The organism is Fulvivirga sediminis, assembly GCF_016757215.1.
In the GTDB taxonomy this organism is placed as follows: Bacteria; Bacteroidota; Bacteroidia; order Cytophagales; family Cyclobacteriaceae; genus Fulvivirga; species Fulvivirga sediminis.
Genome location: NZ_JAESIY010000008.1, coordinates 80,568 through 101,469, shown reverse-complemented (window position 1 = coordinate 101,469; position 20,902 = coordinate 80,568). Strand labels below are relative to the sequence as shown.

Below are 20,902 nucleotides of genomic sequence, written 5' to 3'. Positions count from 1 at the left end.
ATCAACAGAATTAATTATAGACATTGGATAAAAAAATACCTCATCCAGACCTATACGGCTTGGTACTTATCGGTGGAAAAAGCTCTCGTATGGGCACTGATAAAAGTATGTTACAATATCATAAAGTAACACAAAGAGAGTACAGCTACCAGCTTTTAAGCAAATATTGTAGCCGGGTGTTTCTCTCCTGTAATCCGACCCAACAGGATAGCTTAGCCTTACCCCATATAGTAGATACTCATTGCGAAGGGCCAATGACTGGAATACTAAGTGCTCATGAGGAATACCCACAAGCCAGCTGGCTGGTATTAGCCTGCGATATGCCTTATGTAGATATAGATATATTGAATCAATTATTACTACATAGAGATGATTCGTCAATAGCTACTTGTTTTTATAAGGAAAGAATAGAGCCTTTATGCGCTATTTGGGAAGCCTCATGCTTCCCTTCTTTTAAAAAATATCACAGATCAGGCAATAGAAGCCCCAGACGTTTTCTGGAAGAAAATAAAATTAAGGCCCTATTTCCTACAGAAAGTGAGAAAAAGAAGTTGAGGAATATTAATGAGGGTTAATAATGTAAAATAAATTCCACCCTTCTGTTTTTGGATCGACCTTCTTCCGTGTCATTAGTAGAAATCGGACTTTCCTCTCCTTTGCTTTCTACTTCTATTCTTTCCCTCTCTACTCCAAGACTTACAAGCAAATCAGTCACTGAGTTACATCGAATTGCAGATAGTTTTTCATTGTAATCAGCACTACCTTTATTATCTGTATGACCAATAATCTTCACCTTTAGATAAGGGGCTTGCTTCAAAAGCTCAGATAATTCAAGAATATACTCTTTAGACTCTTGATTAATTTCTGTACTATTAAAATCGAAATAAAACAGCACATTGGTTTCATCTAAATTTAGTGTGTGATGCTGAAACTCTCCCACACGAGCATCAGTAGCGATCGAATCCTCTGCGACCTCAAGCTCTTCATTTTTGTCAGTATCTACTAATATAGTATCGCTATTCTCAATAAGATTATCATTCCTTTGCGGCTTGTCTACTTCTTTAATTGGCCTTTTAACCTTTTTGGCTGATGTTGTTTTAGACTTCACTTTAGGTTTACGTTTCGACTTCCTACTCCTATGCCTTTTCTTATTAGGTGACCTCTCAGCTCTAAGTAACAGCCCCACTTCAAAAGCATTATTTAATGGCTTATCATTTAAAGAAAAATCATAACTAAAGCCTATTTTAAAATCACCTTTATCTACCTGCAGTCCAGCGATAGCATAGCCCCCACTACTATACTTCGTAATGACATTAACCTCTGCCTCCCAAGAGCCATTTACCCCCATATCATATTTCGAAACCGCCCCCAAATTAACAACGGATTTCGATGCACTTGCCGTATAAGTAGCCTCAGGATATACACTGAGAGCTCCTTGTTGATAAATTAAAAAGTTACCGGCGAGCACAAACGAAGTAGGAAGTTGATCATCGCTACCATAAAATGATTGTTCTGGCCTGTTAAAATCAAAAAACGATAACCCTAAATAACTTTGTTGAACTCCTTTCCTATCCAGATGCCTCCACCCCATTCCTATACTAAAAGTATATAAGTTTTGCCTTAGACCATCCAAGGTCTCACCATTATCCATCCCTGGAAGAAAACCTCGATCAGGAACAAACTGACTTCCTGTATAAAGTCCATCGAGAGAAAACCGTCTACTCTGATAAATTCCTTTTACACCTAAACTTAATTCATCTTGTCTACTTATAGGGAGACTTAATGCATAGGTAAGCCCCACTTCATTCACTTTATAGATATTCGTTACACCTGTCCTATCATCCAAAAAAGAGATGCCCAAGGCAGACCATCTTTTATTTCTATTATTTAAAAAAGGATAACTTATAAAAGCATTAGCACTCTTTATACTCATTGTTTCAGAAATATCCTGCCTTCTATATATAACACTGGCAGTAATATCATTGGAACTAGAAATCAAGGCAGGATTAACCCTGTCAGGAGTGAAGTCAAACTGAGAAAACTGAAAGTATTGAGCTCTTACCTCTGAAAACAATAACACTAATATTATGATACAAGTTAATCTCATCGCATTAAATGTATAGCTCCTTCTCTTCTCTCATTCAATAAAATGGGTTTACCATCTCTATAACTACCGCTTACTTTCCAATAATAAACCCCAGATGCTAGCGATTTGCCCTTATAATCTCCCGACCAACCACTCCTTGAAAGTTCATCTGGACTGCTAGACTCATACACCACCACTCCAGATCTATCATAAACCTTAAAAGACAAGCTACTAACTCCATTTAAACCATACACAAATAAGACATCATTTTTACCATCCCCATTGGGAGTAAATAAATTCGGAATAAAAGCTTGATTAGCTACTATTATGAGCACCTCCTGAGTGCTTTCGCAATCTAAGGAATCATAACCATTCACTATATAGGTAGTAGTAACTTCAGGGTTAGCAATCGGATTTGATGAAAAAGGATTACTTAGGCCAGACTGAGGAGACCACACATAAGAATCTGCACCAGAAGCATTTAACTGAACCTGATCTCCTGAATAAATCTGGAATCTATCATTACTCACGGCTAAAGCAGGCTCACTTACAGTAACTAGAAAGTTATCATCAATAGAGCATCCTTGATAAGCATATGAATAATATATTGTATCTGACTCATCAAATGTAAATTGGAAAATATTAGTAGTAGAAATTATACCATTCGACGTTGATTGCCACGTAACTGAATCAGGAACAAATGGTAATTCAATAAATAATTCTGAACTTTTACATATAGTGGTATCCGATAACAATAATGGCTCTGCTAGTTTAATTATCCAATTCTTATTCTCAGAGCAAGAGGTAGGATTTTCCGGAGCCATATATAATGTATCTGTGCTTTCTACATAGTAGGATATGCTATTAGTATATCCTAAAAATCCTTTTGACTTGGAATACCAACCGGCATAGTCTTCTTGGCTAATGTTAACATAACCATCACAGGTATTATAATCAGCATAGGTGATTTGATCACAAACTAAAAATGAACCGCACGCTATGGGTAGTCCTGCACATTTGGCTTCTCCTCCTCCGCCTCCACTAACACTTCCTATACAATAGTATGCATTATCAATAGGTTGAATTCCATAAAAGTATAGTCCTGGGTCAATAGCTTGAAGCACCATTTCAGTTCTATATCCAGAATTGCCATGTTTTACTTTGAACCGCTCTGAAGTAGTTAAATCCAAATTTGAAGATAAAATCTCATTAGACAATTGAGTTTTTCCTGCATAAATATCATAGGTAATACTCTTTTGAGGTGTAGTATCATCTACCCCAGCTGACCAAGCCATTACCACTTCTCCATCTCCCTTGTTAAAAACAAAACTATGCTCGGGAGGTGCAGGAGAAAGGTTTTTAATAGCATTGTTTTCCATCCATACTACATAATTCCCTTTATGAATAGCTAAATCTAGATCACCATCTCTATCAATATCTCCGTATGCCAGAACATATGATTGGGGGTATTGGAAATATGAAACGCTATCACTACTCAAAAAGGTTTTAGAGGTCATAGGAGATGATAAGGTAAAATCATTAACACCATCACTATTTAGGTCTCCAATAAATATCCTTTCATATAATTCCCCTACAAGAGAATCAATTGATACCAGAGTATCTGTACTGTAATCTATATAAATTTCACCATCTCCTGAGGCATTTATTGCATTCACTACAATATCCACTTTTCCATCAGAATCAAGATCACTATAAGACAACGATGAAAAGGAAAAAGGATAAGTCTCTATTCCCTCACTCCAGATTCCGGCATTATTTTCATATAGAATAGTTTGAGAGTTTTGTATATCAGACACAAAAAGGTCATCAAACCCATTATTGTCATAATCAGCTATTGTTATTTCAAAATTTGACGAAGGAGTTATAGATAAGAAGCCCTGTTCAAATATACCATTATCTTGATATTGAAAATGAATTTGAGATTGGTCTGATGTTTCTATATACGCAATATCCTTATCACCATTATGATCAAAATCGTTAATAACAAACTGTTTAACATTGGTTCCAGCCAACAATCGAGGAGCCTCAAAAACACCTGCATCAATCTGATGAAATATCACCAACCTCTCAGTAGAACTGTTTACAATTGAAGTTACAACATCTAGTTTATTATCATTATTCATGTCCTCCACCTGAAACTCTCCAACTAAGTTATATGTGCTTAGTAATGAATCTTCTTTAAGTGACTCATCATTAAATATAATCCTTAGTTTATTCTGCTGAAGAAAAAGAAAATCTAATGCTCCATCTTTATCCAGATCAACCCATTCGGATCTTGATATGAGCGCTGAAGATTCAAGCTTAACAGAGTCTTTTGCTATAAAGGCTTGACTATATAATGAACTCCACATTAATACGAATAATAATATTGTTAAGATCGGCTTCATATTAGTTAATGTTAAAGGTTAAAGGAACACTCATTTTAGACTTGATAGGATTTCCATTTATAGTGGCAGGTAGCCACTTAGGCATATTTTCTATGACTTCAATAGCAGCTTTATCGAAATTTTCTCCCAAGCTCTTATCTATAGAGATTTCTACAGGCTGCCCCTCTTTATCAATGAAAAATGAGACAATAGTCACCCCGCTTATAGAATCTTGAACACTCTCACTCGGATATTTCAGGTTATTTTCAAAGTATAAATACAAGGCTTCCATTCCATCCATTGGACGCGCCTCCTGATAATCATATTCCTGAACAGAGTCTTGCCTGGCAATATTCTCCGAAACATTAGGCTTATTGTTGTCTTTAGGCGAAGATTCTATTTCAATGCTTTCTTCTTTGGTCTTAGTCCCGGTTTCATTTTTGGCTTGGGCTCCACTTTCATCACTAGACTTTTTCTCATTCATAGGTTCTTCAATGATGAAATCTTCTTCACCCAGAATAGCGGTACCTTCATTAGGTTTAATTCTGTTTTCTTCACCAGAGTTATCTACAAAGTTTTTATTAACAAACATCATAAAAGATACCACTAAGGCTACTCCTAAAAAAGCTTTTAAATAGAATTGAATATCCGCTTTAAAACTCTTCTTAGCCTCATACTTTTGCATTAACCCATTAAAATCTTGCGCTTCTTTTAAATTTTGATCGGGCAAAATTCTTTTTGTTCTTATGACTTTATAGTTTTTCATTTGATATCCATTTTAAGCCGTACCTTATCCAGAATTCGATACAGTTTCACCTTTGCATTATTTTCTTTTATATCCAAAATCTGAGCTATTTCCCTAAATGATAGGTTATCAAAAAATCGAAGTTGAAGTAACTGAACTTGTTCCGGCTTTAAGGTATGAATTGTAGCTTCTAATTTTTGGAAATGCTCTTCTCTGTAAGCACTATCAGTGCCTACTTCTTCACTTAAAAAATCAAGAGTTTTATCATCCAATATGATTAATCGAGATGATTTGGATTTGCGGTAATAAGCATTACATTCATTTAATGCTATTCTGTAAAGCCAGGAAGAAAAGGGTATACCCTTATAAGTAAATTGGTGGATTTTAGATAACGCATTTAAAAACGTCTGCGAAGTGAGCTCACTGGCGGTATTAGCACTTTCTATGCGATAAAAAATAAAGGAGTATATCTTCTCAAAGTACTTGGTATATAAAGGCTCAAAAGCTTGTGGGTTCTGCTTACAGTCCTCTATTATATCAATCTCTAATTTCTCCTCATTCAGATTTTTACGATATGTTAATCTTAATGAATTTTCCAAGGTTGCGTTGTTTTACAACCTTATTAATGCATTTATCTTAAAAAGATACAGATTTATTTAAATTATTTTTATACTATTTATGCAACTCCTCCCCTTCAGCATAAATTTCGTTTTTCTTGATTACATCAGCTTTTCTCAAAGCTTCAACAGCGTACTCGCAGGCCGCAAAGCTCTCTTTTGCTTCAATAGCACTCACTGCTATCACTACTTCAACCTCCCCTAAAGTGAGCACTCCACTTCTATGATGAATAGTAACATGATGAACAGGCCATTTATCTTTCATCTCTTCAATTATTTTTTCTATTACCTCAATAGCCTGATCTATGTCTACTTCATATTCCAGTCTCACCACCTTTTTATCTTGGTTATATACTTTTGCTGTACCTACATATACATTCACTGCCCCTGCATCATTATCATACACGGTGCTCATAACATCTTCAGGACTTAAAGGGAGTTCGGTTATCTTGATCATAATTACTTTTTATTTTTTGGCGGGGATAAAATAGAATATATTCTATTAGCTATTTATGAGTATAAGGTATATCAATTAGGTTGAAAATCAGCAGAATGCACTTATCATTACGATAAAGACCAACTGTCTTTAATCATTATAAATCGCTTAAAACAAAATTTAGAAACTTGGCAAAACTACTTATAGACTAAAACATGCGAGACTACGGACCAAATATAATAATGCTTATCGATTGGAACTAATTTATTCATCTCTAGTAAGATAGTTTCATCAAAAAAAACCCAACTATTCCCTTTTCCAAGAAAGAAGTCCCTCCTATTCCGTTTAGTTGAATTTCAATGAGCCTTCTTTAACTTTAATTATTTTTTTAATGATTTATAAAACTTCTATTTTGCAGCTCTTTAAAAGGCTAGGTGAACTATATTCGGGCTAGGACAGCGGTTCTCTACCAACAAGAGCAAGAAATCATGGACTTTAGCCGTTTATATAACCTATAAAAACAAATTGAAACAAATGAAAATTGATTTTAAAAAGCAGGTGATTCCTCACATTGTTGCTTTACTCACTTTCTTACTCATTACTGTTTTATTCTTCAACCCTATATTTTTTGACGGCAAAAAATTAGCTCAGGAAGACATTAACCAGTGGCGTGGGGGCGCTCAGGAATTAGAGCAATATAGAGAAAAAACCGGAGAAGAAGGCTTATGGAATAACTCCCAATTTGGAGGAATGCCTGCTTATCTGGTAAATGTACGGTGGAGTGACAGTATAGTTTCAGGAATAAAATCAGTTCTATCATTTGGGCTTCCTCACCCAGTAAAGAACATTTTTCTTTCTTTTCTTTGTTTCTATATATTACTTTTAGCCTTTAAGGTACGGCCTTATTTGGCCATCGGTGGCGCTTTAGCCTTTGGCCTTTCCTCATACATGCTTATAGGCTTGGGAGCCGGTCATAACGCCAGAATTGGCGCCATTGCTTTCATGCCTCTGATCATAGCAGGTATTCATATTGCTTTTACCCGAAATAAAATATTAGGCTTTGGCCTTACCGCTGTAGCTGTAGCATTAGAGCTAAGAGAGAGCCACCCTCAAATTACCTATTACCTACTTATGATTCTAGGGGTTTATGGAGTACTTCAACTAATAGCCTTTATAAAATCTAAACGAGCTAAAGACTTCGCTATTACCAGCGCCCTTTTAGTAATAGCTGCTCTATTGGCGCTAGGCACCTCTTTTGGCCGAATGTGGTCTATATATGAGTTTAGTAAATACTCTCAAAGAGGAAAGTCTGAACTATCAAAATCTATTTCTGACCAAGAAAACACCGAAGGTTTATCAAAAGATTATGCTTTTAAATATAGTAATGGCATACTTGAGCCTTTGGTGATGATGATACCTGACTTCTATGGGGGCAGCAGCGGCCACTTATTGGTACAAGATGAAGACAGCAAAGTGCTGGCTGCATTACAAAAAAGCCGAGATCCTCAAACTGCCAATCAGCTAGCACGTTACACCTCAGCCTACTGGGGAAATCAGCCTTACACGGCTCCTTATTACGCAGGAGCAGTTATATGCTTGCTGTTTGCCATAGGTATAGCTTTCGCTGACAAAAAATATGTGATTTGGCTAGTTATAGTTGCCGCTTTGGGTATCATACTTAGTTGGGGAGATAACTTTAAAGCCCTCAACTATTTCTTCTTTGATTATTTACCTGGATACAACAAATTCAGGTCCGTCACCTTTACTATCATTATGCCTTTGTTGGCCATGCCTCTATTAGGCTTTATCGGGCTTGAAAAGCTACTCGCTAAAGGCTTAAATAAGGAAACTCAAAAGAAATTATTTATAGCACTTGGAGCTACTGGCGGGTTCTGCCTCTTAGTAGTAATGTTCGCCGGAATGGCGTCTTTTACCAAAACAGGAGAACATCAGCTGCCTGCCTGGTTCCTCAAAGCGCTTCAAGACGACAGAAAAAGCCTCATGAGAGGTGATGCGCTCCGATCATTAGTATTTATATTAATAGGCTTCGGATTGATATTTTTCAACCTTAAGAATAAATTGTCTTTTGGTATTATGGCAGGCGTATTATCACTAATTACACTAGTGGATCTTTGGAATGTGGATCGCAGGTATTTTGATGATGGTAACTTCAAAAGAGAAAGAGACAACTCTTTCTTCAGCATGACAGAAGCTGACAAAGAAATATTGAAAGACAAAGGACTTAGTTATAGAGTATATAATCCTCAAGGTACTTTTATGGATGCCCGAACCAGTTATCATCATAAGTCTCTGGGTGGCTATAATGGCGCCCGAATAAGAAGGTATGAAGAGTTATTTAACGGCTGTATTCAGGAAGAAACCAGCCAACTGATTTCCAGCCTTCAGAGTGGAAGCAGATCCGTAAGTGGTTATGGTGTACTTAATATGCTTAATACGAAATACATTGTATTCGGGCCCGCAAAAAATGCTGTTTTGAAAAACAATGAGGCTTTGGGTAACGCCTGGTTTGTTGAGTCTATTAAAAAAGTGAACTCAGCAGATGAGGAATTTGATAGCACATGTGAAATTAATCCAGCTAAAGAAGCTGTAATTGATATTTCTAAGTTCACTCCAGCGGAAGCAGGATATGATGCTTCGGCAAGTATAACACTCTCTGAATATAAGCCTAATGAGTTAGTGTATGAATCTAATAGTTCTAAAGACGGGTTAGCCGTATTCTCTGAAGTGTATTACCCTATAGGTTGGACTGCCACTATAGATGGCAAAGAAGTAGATATTATGAGGGCTAACTTTGTGCTCAGAGCTTTAAATGTACCTGCAGGAAAGCATACCATCACCTTTAAGTTTGAACCTAAAGCTTATACAGTAGGTGATAGCGTAACATTAGCATCTTGCATAATTCTGCTGCTTGTATTTTTGGGAAGTATAGGCTGGACTATAAAACAAGAAAAAGTAGCCTCCTAATTTTGGAGGACTACTTCATTGTTATTTTCAACGCCTGCAGCGAAATCATTTATATTTTTAATAGTGGTTACTGCAATCTGACTCAAAGCCTCATTAGTAAAGAAGCCCTGATGTGCTGTAATAAGCACATTGGGGAATGATATGAGGCGAGTAATCATATCATCAGCAATAATACTTTCAGACAAATCCCTAAAGAACAGCTGTTCTTCCTGCTCATAAACATCAATACCCAAATAGCCTAGTCTGCCGCTTTTTAATGCTTCAATGGCATCTTTGGTATCAATAAGAGCTCCCCTGCTAGTGTTTATCAGCATGACTCCATCATTCATCTGAGCAAAGCTTTTTGCATTAATCAAATGATTCGTCTCAGGCGTTAGTGGACAGTGCAAAGATATAATGTCTGATTTGTTTAAAAGCTTTTCAAAAGACACGTATTCTATTCCTGCTTTCTTCAGCTCATCATTAGGATAAGCATCATATGCAATTACTTCACAGCCTATGCCTTTCATCATTTTGGCAAAAATGCCTCCTATTTTACCGGTTCCCACTACCCCTACTGTTTTGTTATAAATATCAAAACCAGAAAGACGCTCAAGAGAAAAGTTACCTTCTCTTACTCTATTAAAGGCTTTATGTGTTTTCCTGTTGAGGGTTAAAATAAGTGCTAAGGCATGTTCAGCCACCGCCTGAGGAGAATAAGCAGGAACCCTGTATATTTTTAATCCTAAACGATCAGCAGCTGCCAGGTCTACATTGTTAAAACCAGCACAGCGCAAGGCCACCATTTTAATGCCATTGGCCACTAATTTCTCTAGCACATCAGCATCTAAATGATCATTGACAAAGGCACAGATTCCATCAAATCCTGCAGCCAGCTTTACTGTATCAAGGTTAAGATTGGCTTCATAAAATTTAAACTGCACCCCATTATTATGACTTTCAAAAGACTCTTTATCATAAGACTTACTACTGAATACTGCTATCTTCATGGTTCGGTTATTTTAAAAAATATTCAACTTGTTTTGGACTTACATCTTCCAAATTACTACCCTCATAAAAGGGTGTGTTTAAAGGCCTGGTTATAGCTACCGATTGGCCGTTTTTAGACACCTTTAATCTGAGCTTGTAAGTTACAGGATCGTGCGGAATTGTCAAACTTACGGCCACCCCTGAGCCCTCTAACCTGAAGGCTACCGGAGTACCAAATCCGTCTACCTTGATTAAGTACCAAGTGTACTCAAAATCTTCATTATCAAAAGCAGCTAAGCTCCATTGCCCCTCCCTTTTTAGCAGTGCGTTAAACGTAAAAACTCGCCCTTCATATGCGATTTCTGCCGGTCTAAGTATATTTATCTCAGGCAACAGGAAGTCATCTTCCTTTCCTTTCACTGCATAATAAGATCTTTTCTTGCGCCCATCAGCATCTAAGAGACCATTATAAGCCATATGATCAGAGTACAAATCATCTTGCCATGCATTAGCGAACATGCCAAAGTCTTGCTGATTAAAATCAGAAAAATTTTCTGGAACAGAATTGATAAAAACCGGGATTGGCAAAGAAAAAGACCTCAAGCTATCAATATGACTAGAATTCAAATTTATCCCAATCGCATCTAGCTGAGGCACCTCTGAAACTATGGCTTTTAGAGCTTCAGATAATTGAACAGTTTCGTTCAACTCAATACTAACGGGTCTATCATCGACCTTCTTAATATCTCGCACCAAAGCAGCTAACCATTTTAAATAAGCTTGTTTTTGATAGTATTCTACTGGTTTATAATACTCTGAAGCCAGTTGATCCCAAGTAGCATTTCCCACATGCCAGGCTTTGATCTGATCATCTTTTTTTCTACTCTTTATCTCTGCAATTATAGACTTCTTCTCTTTCTTAAGATAACTGGTATCCTCTAAAAAATTTATTCCCCTAGAAAGCCAGAAGCCATACATAATCTTCAAGTCAAACTCATCTGCACATTCGCTGATGGTATGATCATAAATACCCGGCCCATACCTCTTTACCCAAGATAGCTTTAGGCTTTTTATCCTTTCAAAATCTTCATTAATATTTCTCTTAAAAAGAGGGTGCATGCTCACTTGCCAATCTTGCCCTTTGAAATAGTCTACACCTCTAATCTGATTATATAAACTTTTTTTAGATACCGTTTCCAGAGCACTATTTTCGGTTTTAGTCATAAAAACCTTCTTTGCATCATTGTATGTTTGGAAATCCTTAAAATATTGGAAGCCTTCATTTTGCGAAGCCCAGTTGAGTGCACCATCTTTAGTATTCAGTACATTTTTATCATACGCTGAAGCAAAGAAAACCACAGCTTTCACTTCCGGATATTTGAGCTTTAAAATTTCTCTAGCCTTCTTAAACCACTCCTCAGAACTACCCCTCCCATTCAATGTACCAAACTCAGAAAGCATTACTGGCAGCTGACTCTGAAAAGGCATAGTCCGGCTAAATGGCTGGTATATATCCTCAAAAGTGTTCCAATTATCAACTGACACCTCACTGGCGTAGTTTAGGGCCGTGACGCCTAACCAGTCTACATATTCATGCCCTGGAAAATAGGCGTTTGCATGTTCTGCCTTCCACGGGTTATATACCCAAATAATATTTCTTACATCTTGTGCTTGCATCAATTGATGCATATACCTCCATGCTTTTATATACTCTTCCCCTGCCTCATCATCACTACTATACCACGGATATTGAGGATTATCCGGCTCATGAGCGAATCTCAAAAAGAAAGGTTTTTGAAGCTTACGAAACTCCTCTGCCATGCCTATAAGATATTCATCCAAATCCCCCTGATAGATGCTTTGCATGATGGACTTATTAGTATCTAAAGGAAATAGGTCTAACCACGGCTCCCAGGTAATCATAGGGTAGGCTCCCTTTTCATAAATGTTACCTAGATACTCTACAGGAAAAGGCTGCTGAGCCAAAGGCTTCCATGCTAAATAGGTCGATATAATACCGAATTGCATATTGGTACTCTGCTCCAATTGTAGCACAGAAGCGAAGCTAGAAGTGCCACTTTCGTCATCAGGTAAAAACACTCCAAGAAATTGCTCTCCCGTGAGCAATCGATCATTTTTAACTAGATCTATATTCGTGATATCGGCCTCTTTCTCATAATAATAAACACCATAAATAAATAATATAATCAGCGGAAAAGCTGCTATTCGGAATAAACCATACACCTTATGCCGCAATAACCATAATAGCCTTTTCACTGACCACACATGATATGAAAGCTGATCCGCAAAGTTATTTCTGCGTTTAAAAGCCCTCCAGCTGTTATGATAGCCTACCCAGAACATAAAGACCACAAAACCAATATTAATTCCGGCAAAACCAGACATAGCAATGGTATATGGATTGAAATCATTATAAAGGCCATAAACAATGGCTAAAAAGGATATCGCTGCCAGCAAAAGGTTAGGCATAAGTAAACCTAAAACATTTTCTTTACCGGCCTTTTTTGGAGTAGGATCATAAGGCACTTTTTTCCTCAATAAAGTAAAGACGAAGCCCAAAGTGTGAATCCACCAAGTACCAATGAGCACTAGACCTCCCAAAATATGAAAGCCACGTTCCTCCTCTTCCATCACCCACCGTTGCACATAATGCCTAATGAGAAAGGTACAGGAGAAAAAAGGAATAGACCACAGTAAGAAATGAATAATATCCATCTTCATAGGCATGGCGCCTAAACATAATGACAGAATGGGAATCAAAAAATTAATAAGATAAATCAACCCTGAGAGATAGTGCAAGGGCATCACCCCATAGTATAACTTCTGCCTGAAAGTAAATTTCCTAAAACAAGTAAGATAGGTAGTAAGCCATAGCTCAAAAACACCGCGTGACCATTTCAACTGCTGTTTATAATACGCTGAAATACTAGAAGGAACAAGGCCACGAGTAAGCACCTTAGGCACATACGTAGACCTCCAACCTGCAGCGTGAAGCTTCATGGCAGTATTCAAGTCTTCAGCTAACCCTGCTGCATGCCCTCCTATGGAATCCAATGCCTTCCTCCTAAAAGTGCAATTGGCGCCTATTGCTTGCACCGTACCATAGCTGTTCATGGTCATCATCATAGGACCATAAAACTGATAAGTCTGCTGTGCTGATGCCTTAGCTATCAGGTTTTCCTTATAGTTCTTATAGGCTTGAACCACCTGCACAAAACCTATTCCCTCATCATCAAAATAAGGTAACACCTCATCTAAAAAGTCTGGAGCAGGTACGTGATCTGGATCCAAAACCACACAAATATCTCCTGTAGCATACTTTAATGCATTGTTAATATTTCCGGCTTTCGCATCTACCCTATTATTTCTGGTCACATGCTTTACCCCAAGCCGATTGCACTGCTTGATGAGATAGGGATCATTGGCTTCATCACATAAATAGGTAGTATGTGGATAAGTGATTCGCTGAATAGCCTCCAGGGTTTCTATAATCATTTCATATGGTTCTCCTGGGCAAAAGGTAGTGAGTATATCTACTTTATACTCCTTAGCTACCTTTCTTTTCTCTGGAATAGAAATACTGAAGTAATGATACCATTCAAACAACACCCTAAGGCTTAGAAACACCAAACTGATTATTAAAACGTAATAAAGTGGTTCATAACCTATTACTCCTGGCTGTAAAACACCAAAAAGAAAGAAGCCCATAGCCCCTAAACCCGTCAATATCATACTCCTAAGCCATGCTCTTTGCCAACGAGAAGGACTTTTAACCACTATGGGCCGTTTATCATCGTACCACATAAAAGGGCATGTTAGTAGATGAAAAATGTCCTTGCCCATCAGTAACCTTCACAAACAAACGGTACGGCCCTTCACGCTCAGGCACTTGAAATTTCAAAATCGAGGTAGAAGCAGAGTCATATTTTTCAGGAATAGTAATTATTGAGACAGGAGTATTTTTCATTTGCAATAGCCAGTCTTCTGGTTTCAGATCCCACTGCACAAATAAACTATCATCATCCGCATCCATTATTGCTGCGCTAGCTACATGTAAAGAACCTGGGTTAAATAGAAGCCTATTATATTCATTGCTCCCATCTATCCTCAGATTGCTAACCACGGGAGGAACATTTCCTGTTATTGGCTCGCCCCATAAATCCGCCAGAGCAAATACAGACGTATTAGTTTCTTTATTGTCAGAAAAATAATTGAACCATGTACCTGTCACTTCTTGGCGCTGTCCCCAGAAAAAAGCAAGGCTTCCCAAGCACCTGTGATCATCATTAGGAAGCTGCTTATAAATATATTTAAGACGCTCTGCTTTTTTTATATCATCTAGTTCCAAAGGCGCATTCCAACTAGTAAAATCAGTTTCCCAAGGTCCACTAACCCCATACTCTCCTATTAAAAACGGGCCATCCCAAAGCCATTCATAGTTTTGCATATCTTGCTGTAACTCTGGCAAGCGCCCAAAAGTATTGAACATGATCAAATCAAGCCCAGATATCTTCAATGATATATTTATAATGGCCCGGTCACTAAAGTTAGCCATAGACCATGCTACTGGGTGATTAGGATCCAGTTGTTTTAAAGTGTCTACAAATTGGTTATAAGCTGTAGCAAAACTGTAGTTAAAAAAATCATAATAGTTCGGTTCATTTCCTAAACACCAAAAAAGTAGTGCCGGGTGTGCCTTATACTTTACCACCTCGCTAGCCAAACTCTTTTTATAAGCCGCTATCAGGTTATTGTTATCATAAAACCATTTTTCATTTGACTTAGGAAGAGGAATTCCTACTATTACCGCAATGCCAGCTGCATTTGCCTTATTAAGTACGGCTTTTAGGCCTACCGTATCATAAGTCCGAATGGTATTTCCGCCTATCTGCTTCAGCAAAGTAAGACTATCTTGCCCAGCCACACCCTTCACTTTAAAAGGACTACCTTTTCTTATAAGTGAATATCCACTATCAGACTTTTGAATATAAACTGCACGATCGGAGCCAACAGAAGATGGTGATTTTTCTTCACAAGCTATTATAACCCATAAAAACAATAGATATCTAAGACCTTTGTACATTTTGCTGGCAGCTGTAATAAGCTAAAAATAGGAAATGCCAGCTTAGGTTAATAGATAGGATAAAATAAAACTTCTTCATCAACGCCTATTAAATCCATAAAACCATGAATATCAAGCAATTGATAAAGAAGTTATTTATATTTAAGAGAAACTAAAACGTTGCCTAAATTCTTCTATTTCCTCATTAAAGGTTTTATCATTAATAAGTCCTAGTTTACTATTAAGCTCTTCATTAGGCTTTACTTTTAACTGACGAAGTTTCAAGTGCTGATTAACGAAGATAAACTCCAATTCCGGGATCTGCTCTTTTAGCGTATCTACTATATCCAACACTTGCATATCACGGTCTACCAAGTTATAAATTCCTGAGTTCAGCTCACCATCCAGCACTCTTGTGAGCGCCTCTGCCACTCTTTTTATATGAATAAAAGACCGTTGTTGAAAACCATCTCCATGAATAGAAATGCGTTTATAGAAATGCGCTTCAAACACAAATTTATTAATAACTGCATCAAACCTCATACTGCGGTTATAGCCATATACATTGCCACACCTAAATATGAAAGTATCCATTTTATCTTTGAGTCGGCTAGCATGCTCCTCCCCTCTCATTTTAGATATTCCATAAAATGTTTTAGGGTTAGTCTCTATACTTTCATCTACCGCCTCTTTTGAAGAACCATACACTCCCGTGCTACTAGTGAATATAAACTTCTTCACATCACTTTCTTCCACAGCATAGATCAGCTCAGCAGTACCCCAATGATTTACCTGCTCATAAAAATGAGGGTCGGTATTAGCAAAAGGGGTAGTTACTTTTGCCGCTAAATGATAAACAACATCTATTCCTTTCAAAGCCTTTTTCAAAAAGCGAGAGTCTAGAAGTTCTCCTTTCACAAATTGCACTTTAGCATTATTAGTGAAACTGTGGCCAAGAAAAAAGTTGAAGTTATTTTTACTTAAATTATCATAAACTACTATCTCTTCTACATCATCGCGCTGAGCAAGGAGACCTACTAATTCTGTGCCTATATAGCCGGCACCTCCGGTTACTAAAATTCTCATAATTATTTACTTACCAAGTCCGTGTGCAATCCACATTCCGTTTTATTCATGCCGTACCATCTGGCTTCCCTTTCCATCATATCAGGGTTTACCTTGCGAGTACAAGGCTCACAGCCAATACTCAGATAGCCCGAGTTTTCCAGCGGATGCTTTGGCAGATCATATTCTTTTTGATATTGATAAATCATTTTCGCATTCCAATCCAGCATAGGGTGAAACCTCACCGCGTTATTAGGTGCTGGCTGCTCCACCTGCATGGCCTTTCTTACTGCACTCTGGTCTGCTCTAACACCGTTTATCCATACATCGTGCTGCATTAAAAGCCTGTTTACAGGTTGCGTTTTATTTAAAAAGCAGCAGTGGTCTGGGTCAGAAGTAAATAACAACCTGCCTTCAGCGTCTTTTTGCATAAATTTTGGCGTTTCTGACTTTAAGTCCACAGTATTCAGACCAAACAAATCCGCCACCCTGTCTTTAAACTCTACTGTCTCAGGAAAGTGATACCCTGTATTTATAAACACCACAGGAATACTCTTATCTATCCTACTTAAAATATGTAGCAATACTATACTATGCGACTGAAAAGAAGAAGTAGTAAATAATGACTTGCCTTCCTCTTTATATTTCTCTAATTGTGCTTTTATTTCATCAAAACTCACTGAAACACCTCCTTTTTGATTTGTTCAAAGTTATTCATTACTATACCATTTGAAAATAAAAACCTAAATAACTGCACCTTGTAAATAAGCCATAGCAAAGCAGCATCTCTCTAAATCAATATTTTTCATTGGTATCTATTTATTTCAAAGTTTCATTTTTCAAGTAACTAGTGCTAATTACCCATATTATTGTTATAACACGTATATTCACGGCTATAAATAGAACCACTAACCAGAATAATTTTGAAAGTAGCCGTTTTTAGAAAAGAGCATTTCAATGCTGCTCACAGACTATACAACCCTGCCTGGGACGATGAGACCAACTTCAAAACCTTTGGTAAATGTAGTAATCCTAATTACCACGGCCATAACTACGAACTTTACGTAAAACTCATTGGAGAGGTTAACCCTGACACGGGATATGTTTATGATATGAAAATTTTGAGTGATCTGATAAAGGAGCATGTAGTGAAAAAATTTGATCATAAAAACCTTAACCTCGACACTCCGTATTTTAAAAACAAGATACCCACTGCTGAAAACATTGCCATGGTCATCTATGATTTATTGAGAGAGCAAATAGAAGATGACCTGGAATTAAAAATAAGATTATATGAAACAGAAAGGAACTTTGTCGAATACCCCGTTGGAAAGTGAAGAAATAGATGAAGTGGGCGATGACCACGTAGGTTCAGCCGCCGACACCCCTCTCAGACCTGATGCCTTCGACATGAGTGATGAAGACAAAATGGTTAAAATAGAAGGCCATTTTAAAGAGATAATGGAAACTTTAGGACTTGACCTAACAGATGACTCTCTGAAAGGAACCCCTAAGCGAGTAGCCAAAATGTTTGTTCAGGAGGTTTTTAGTGGACTTAATCCTGCCAATAAACCTCATGCTCGCCTTTTTGAAAATAAGTATAAGTATGATCAAATGTTAGTAGAAAAGGATATCACTTTCTACTCTCATTGTGAACATCACTTTGTGCCTATATATGGTAAAGTGCATGTGGCTTATTTTTCTTCTGGCAAAGTAATCGGTCTATCTAAAATTAACAGAATAGTTCAGTACTACGCCAAAAGACCTCAAGTACAAGAAAGGTTAACTGTGCAAATAGGCAATGAGCTTAAAAAAGCACTGAATACCGAAGATGTAGGCGTAGTAGTAGATGCTACCCACCTATGCGTAGCCTCTCGCGGAGTAGGTGACACTAATAGCAAAACAGGCACCGCTTACTTCTCTGGTAAGTTTGAAGAAACTCAAACCAAGAACGAATTTCTCAATTATATTAATGCAAAGTAATACTCTAAAGGCCGCTAATTATAGCGGCCTTTTTTATTATCTTGTTATTTAAATAATCTATACCGATATAGACGTAAGCTATAAGCTGATAACTATTTTTCATTACGCTTTGTTCTACAAATAGTTATCGTTGTTTTATAAGAAGCTATTTCATTATTTAAAGAAGATATAAATAAGCTTGGCCAAATAGCTCTTATAATAAAAAGCAATTAAATTTTGTAATTTTGCAACTCATTTCAAATTAACAATAAAGACGCTAAAACATATGGCATTTGATATTGACATGATAAAGGCGGTTTACTCTCAAATAGGAGAAAAAATAGACGCCGCCAGAAAAGTGGTGAACAAGCCGCTTACTTTATCTGAAAAAATTCTTTACTCCCACCTTCACGCAGACCAAAACCTTGAAAGTTTTGAAAGAGCAAAATCATATGTAAACTTTGCTCCAGACCGCGTGGCTATGCAAGATGCTACTGCACAAATGGCATTATTGCAGTTTATGCAGGCAGGTAAAAAGCAAGCGGCTGTACCTTCTACGGTACACTGTGACCACCTTATCTTAGCCAAAGAAGGAGCTAAAGAAGATCTAAAGAGTTCACTTACCGCCAGTGGCGAGGTGTTTAACTTCTTAGAATCAGTATCAAACAAATACGGCATTGGTTTCTGGAAGCCTGGTGCAGGTATCATTCACCAGGTAGTGCTTGAAAACTACGCTTTCCCTGGTGGTATGATGATCGGTACCGACTCACACACTGTAAACGCAGGTGGTTTAGGTATGGTAGCTATTGGTGTTGGTGGTGCTGACGCTGTAGACGTAATGGCCGGAATGCCTTGGGAGCTTAAAATGCCTAAAATGATTGGAGTAAAACTTACCGGTAAATTAAACGGTTGGACTGCTCCTAAAGATGTGATCTTAAAAGTAGCTGGTATCCTTACTGTAAAAGGTGGTACTGGTGCTATAGTAGAATATTTTGGAGAAGGTGCTAAATCTATGTCTTGTACTGGTAAAGGTACCATCTGTAATATGGGTGCTGAAATTGGTGCTACCACATCTACTTTCGGGTATGATGAGAGCATGGAAAGATACCTTAAAGCTACAGGCAGAGCTGACGTAGCTGAAGCTGCTAACGCAGTAAAAGAACACCTTACTGGTGATGATGAGGTATATGCTAACCCTGAAAAATACTTCGACGAAGTAATTGAAATTGACCTTTCCACTTTAGAGCCACACATTAACGGTCCTTTCACTCCTGATAGAGCAACTCCTGTTTCTAAAATGAGAGAAGAGGCTGAGAAAAACGGATGGCCTACAAAAGTAGAATGGGGACTTATTGGTTCTTGTACTAACTCATCTTACGAAGATTTAACACGTGCAGTGTCTATCGCCAAACAAGCTATAGATAAAAAAATAACAGCCAAATCTGATTTTGGTATCAACCCAGGATCTGAGCAAATCCGCTTCACAGTAGACCGTGATGGTATTCTTCAAGTATTTGAAGACCTTGGAGCAAGAATATTTACTAATGCTTGCGGACCATGTATCGGACAGTGGGACAGAGCCGGAGCTGATAAAAAAGAAAAAAATACTATCATCCACTCTTTCAACAGAAACTTCTCTAAAAGAGCTGATGGTAACCCTAATACTCATGCCTTTGTAACTTCACCTGAATTAGTAGCTGCATTGGCTATCAGTGGAGACCTTGGTTTTAACCCTCTTACTGATACACTTACTAACGCTGATGGCGAACAAGTAAAATTAGATCCTCCATCAGGCTTTGAACTTCCTGAAAAAGGATTTGATGTAGAGGATAATGGCTATCAAGCACCTGCTGAAGACGGTAGTAACGTAGAAGTAAAAGTAGCTCCAGACTCTAAACGTCTGCAGTTATTAACTCCTTTTGAGCCTTGGGATGGCAAAAACATCACTGGCATGAAGCTTTTAATCAAAGCAAAAGGAAAATGTACTACTGACCACATTTCTATGGCTGGTCCATGGTTAAGATATAGAGGTCACTTAGATAACATTGCAGACAACACTTTAACAGGTGCAGTAAACTACTTCAATGATGCTACTGACTCTGTTAAAAATCAACTTACAGGTGAGTATGGAGCTGTACCTGCTACACAAAGAGCCTACAAAGACGCTGGAATACCTACTATAGTAGTCGGAGACCACAACTACGGTGAAGGTTCATCTCGTGAGCACGCAGCTATGCAACCAAGGCATTTAGGTGTAAAAGTGATATTGGTGAAATCATTTGCCAGAATCCACGAAACCAACCTTAAAAAACAAGGTATGCTTGGTTTAACATTTGCCAATGAAGCTGATTATGACAAAATCCAGGAAGACGATACTTTTGACTTCTTAGATCTTGATCAGTTTGCGCCTGATAAGCCTTTAACTCTATCTGTAAAACATGCTGATGGATCTGAAGACACTATCAAAGTAAACCATACTTATAATGATCAGCAGATTGCTTGGTATAAAGCAGGATCTGCTCTTAACCTTATCAAGGAAAAAGAAAAGGCAAATTAATTTTGTCAAA

The 20,902-nt window shown here is 37.6% G+C and carries 15 protein-coding genes; 5 read left to right on the top strand and 10 right to left on the bottom strand.

Annotated features, from left to right (window positions below):
* Nucleotides 1-23 precede the first annotated feature (23 nt).
* Complete coding sequence (gene mobA / locus JL102_RS15135) at nucleotides 24-575, top strand: molybdenum cofactor guanylyltransferase (protein WP_202245271.1); 552 nt, start codon at nucleotides 24-26, stop codon at nucleotides 573-575.
* Here the strand turns inward: mobA and JL102_RS15130 are convergent.
* The 5 genes from JL102_RS15130 to JL102_RS15110 all read right to left on the bottom strand — a co-directional run bounded on the left by JL102_RS15130 (nucleotide 572) and on the right by JL102_RS15110 (nucleotide 6,292).
* A complete protein-coding gene (locus JL102_RS15130) occupies nucleotides 572-2,107 on the bottom strand; it encodes a PorP/SprF family type IX secretion system membrane protein (protein ID WP_202245270.1) in 1,536 nt (511 codons plus the stop codon). The two genes, mobA and JL102_RS15130, sit on opposite strands and share 4 nt — an antisense overlap.
* Entirely contained in the window at nucleotides 2,104-4,494 is a 2,391-nt protein-coding gene (locus JL102_RS15125; RefSeq protein ID WP_202245269.1) for a T9SS type B sorting domain-containing protein, read from the bottom strand. The genes JL102_RS15130 and JL102_RS15125 overlap by 4 nt, the downstream gene beginning before the upstream one ends.
* A gap of 1 nt (nucleotide 4,495) precedes the next feature.
* Nucleotides 4,496-5,239, bottom strand: a complete 744-nt coding sequence (locus tag JL102_RS15120) for an energy transducer TonB (RefSeq protein WP_202245268.1) — start codon at nucleotides 5,237-5,239, stop codon at nucleotides 4,496-4,498.
* Nucleotides 5,236-5,817, bottom strand: a complete 582-nt coding sequence (locus JL102_RS15115; protein ID WP_202245267.1) for an RNA polymerase sigma factor — start codon at nucleotides 5,815-5,817, stop codon at nucleotides 5,236-5,238. The genes JL102_RS15120 and JL102_RS15115 overlap by 4 nt, the downstream gene beginning before the upstream one ends.
* A gap of 73 nt (nucleotides 5,818-5,890) precedes the next feature.
* Nucleotides 5,891-6,292, bottom strand: coding sequence for a molybdenum cofactor biosynthesis protein MoaE (locus JL102_RS15110; RefSeq protein WP_202245266.1), 402 nt, complete (start codon nucleotides 6,290-6,292; stop codon nucleotides 5,891-5,893).
* 513 nt (nucleotides 6,293-6,805) lie between these two features.
* Between JL102_RS15110 and JL102_RS15105 the strand changes: the two genes are divergently transcribed.
* Nucleotides 6,806-9,256 (top strand): YfhO family protein, encoded by a 2,451-nt coding sequence (locus tag JL102_RS15105; protein ID WP_202245265.1) that lies wholly within the window; start codon nucleotides 6,806-6,808, stop codon nucleotides 9,254-9,256.
* Here the strand turns inward: JL102_RS15105 and JL102_RS15100 are convergent.
* From JL102_RS15100 to JL102_RS15080, 5 genes are all read right to left on the bottom strand, one after another.
* Nucleotides 9,253-10,245 (bottom strand): 2-hydroxyacid dehydrogenase, encoded by a 993-nt coding sequence (locus JL102_RS15100; RefSeq protein WP_202245264.1) that lies wholly within the window; start codon nucleotides 10,243-10,245, stop codon nucleotides 9,253-9,255. The two genes, JL102_RS15105 and JL102_RS15100, sit on opposite strands and share 4 nt — an antisense overlap.
* Before the next feature lie 7 nt (nucleotides 10,246-10,252).
* Nucleotides 10,253-14,050 carry a glycosyltransferase gene (locus JL102_RS15095; protein ID WP_202245263.1) on the bottom strand — a complete coding sequence of 1,266 codons (3,798 nt, stop codon included), beginning with the start codon at nucleotides 14,048-14,050 and terminating at the stop codon, nucleotides 10,253-10,255.
* Nucleotides 14,037-15,329, bottom strand: coding sequence for a glycoside hydrolase family 2 TIM barrel-domain containing protein (locus JL102_RS15090; protein WP_202245262.1), 1,293 nt, complete (start codon nucleotides 15,327-15,329; stop codon nucleotides 14,037-14,039). The genes JL102_RS15095 and JL102_RS15090 overlap by 14 nt, the downstream gene beginning before the upstream one ends.
* 141 nt (nucleotides 15,330-15,470) lie before the next feature.
* Nucleotides 15,471-16,394: an NAD-dependent epimerase/dehydratase family protein gene (locus tag JL102_RS15085; protein ID WP_202245261.1), complete on the bottom strand. Its 924-nt coding sequence runs from the start codon at nucleotides 16,392-16,394 to the stop codon at nucleotides 15,471-15,473.
* A gap of 2 nt (nucleotides 16,395-16,396) precedes the next feature.
* Nucleotides 16,397-17,053 (bottom strand): phosphoadenylyl-sulfate reductase, encoded by a 657-nt coding sequence (locus JL102_RS15080; RefSeq protein WP_202245260.1) that lies wholly within the window; start codon nucleotides 17,051-17,053, stop codon nucleotides 16,397-16,399.
* A gap of 243 nt (nucleotides 17,054-17,296) precedes the next feature.
* Here JL102_RS15080 and JL102_RS15075 point away from each other — a divergent pair, with 243 nt between their 5' ends.
* The 3 genes from JL102_RS15075 to JL102_RS15065 all read left to right on the top strand — a co-directional run bounded on the left by JL102_RS15075 (nucleotide 17,297) and on the right by JL102_RS15065 (nucleotide 20,892).
* Nucleotides 17,297-17,710 carry a 6-pyruvoyl trahydropterin synthase family protein gene (locus JL102_RS15075; protein ID WP_202245259.1) on the top strand — a complete coding sequence of 138 codons (414 nt, stop codon included), beginning with the start codon at nucleotides 17,297-17,299 and terminating at the stop codon, nucleotides 17,708-17,710.
* Entirely contained in the window at nucleotides 17,667-18,356 is a 690-nt protein-coding gene (gene folE / locus JL102_RS15070; RefSeq protein ID WP_202245258.1) for a GTP cyclohydrolase I FolE, read from the top strand. The genes JL102_RS15075 and folE overlap by 44 nt, the downstream gene beginning before the upstream one ends.
* Nucleotides 18,357-18,621: 265 nt before the next feature.
* Nucleotides 18,622-20,892: an aconitate hydratase gene (locus JL102_RS15065; protein WP_202245257.1), complete on the top strand. Its 2,271-nt coding sequence runs from the start codon at nucleotides 18,622-18,624 to the stop codon at nucleotides 20,890-20,892.
* Nucleotides 20,893-20,902: the final 10 nt, after the last annotated feature.

Excerpts from the sequence above, each read along its gene's own strand:
- folE (WP_202245258.1), top strand. The coding sequence starts at position 17,667 with ATGAAACAGAAAGGAACTTTGTCGAATACCCCGTTGGAAAGTGAAGAA.
- JL102_RS15100 (WP_202245264.1), bottom strand. The coding sequence starts at position 10,245 with ATGAAGATAGCAGTATTCAGTAGTAAGTCTTATGATAAAGAGTCTTTT.
- JL102_RS15105 (WP_202245265.1), top strand. The coding sequence starts at position 6,806 with ATGAAAATTGATTTTAAAAAGCAGGTGATTCCTCACATTGTTGCTTTA.
- JL102_RS15130 (WP_202245270.1), bottom strand. The coding sequence starts at position 2,107 with ATGAGATTAACTTGTATCATAATATTAGTGTTATTGTTTTCAGAGGTA.
- JL102_RS15110 (WP_202245266.1), bottom strand. The coding sequence starts at position 6,292 with ATGATCAAGATAACCGAACTCCCTTTAAGTCCTGAAGATGTTATGAGC.
- JL102_RS15095 (WP_202245263.1), bottom strand. The coding sequence starts at position 14,050 with ATGTGGTACGATGATAAACGGCCCATAGTGGTTAAAAGTCCTTCTCGT.
- JL102_RS15065 (WP_202245257.1), top strand. The coding sequence starts at position 18,622 with ATGGCATTTGATATTGACATGATAAAGGCGGTTTACTCTCAAATAGGA.
- JL102_RS15120 (WP_202245268.1), bottom strand. The coding sequence starts at position 5,239 with ATGAAAAACTATAAAGTCATAAGAACAAAAAGAATTTTGCCCGATCAA.
- JL102_RS15085 (WP_202245261.1), bottom strand. The coding sequence starts at position 16,394 with ATGAGAATTTTAGTAACCGGAGGTGCCGGCTATATAGGCACAGAATTA.
- JL102_RS15090 (WP_202245262.1), bottom strand. The coding sequence starts at position 15,329 with ATGTACAAAGGTCTTAGATATCTATTGTTTTTATGGGTTATAATAGCT.
- JL102_RS15125 (WP_202245269.1), bottom strand. The coding sequence starts at position 4,494 with ATGAAGCCGATCTTAACAATATTATTATTCGTATTAATGTGGAGTTCA.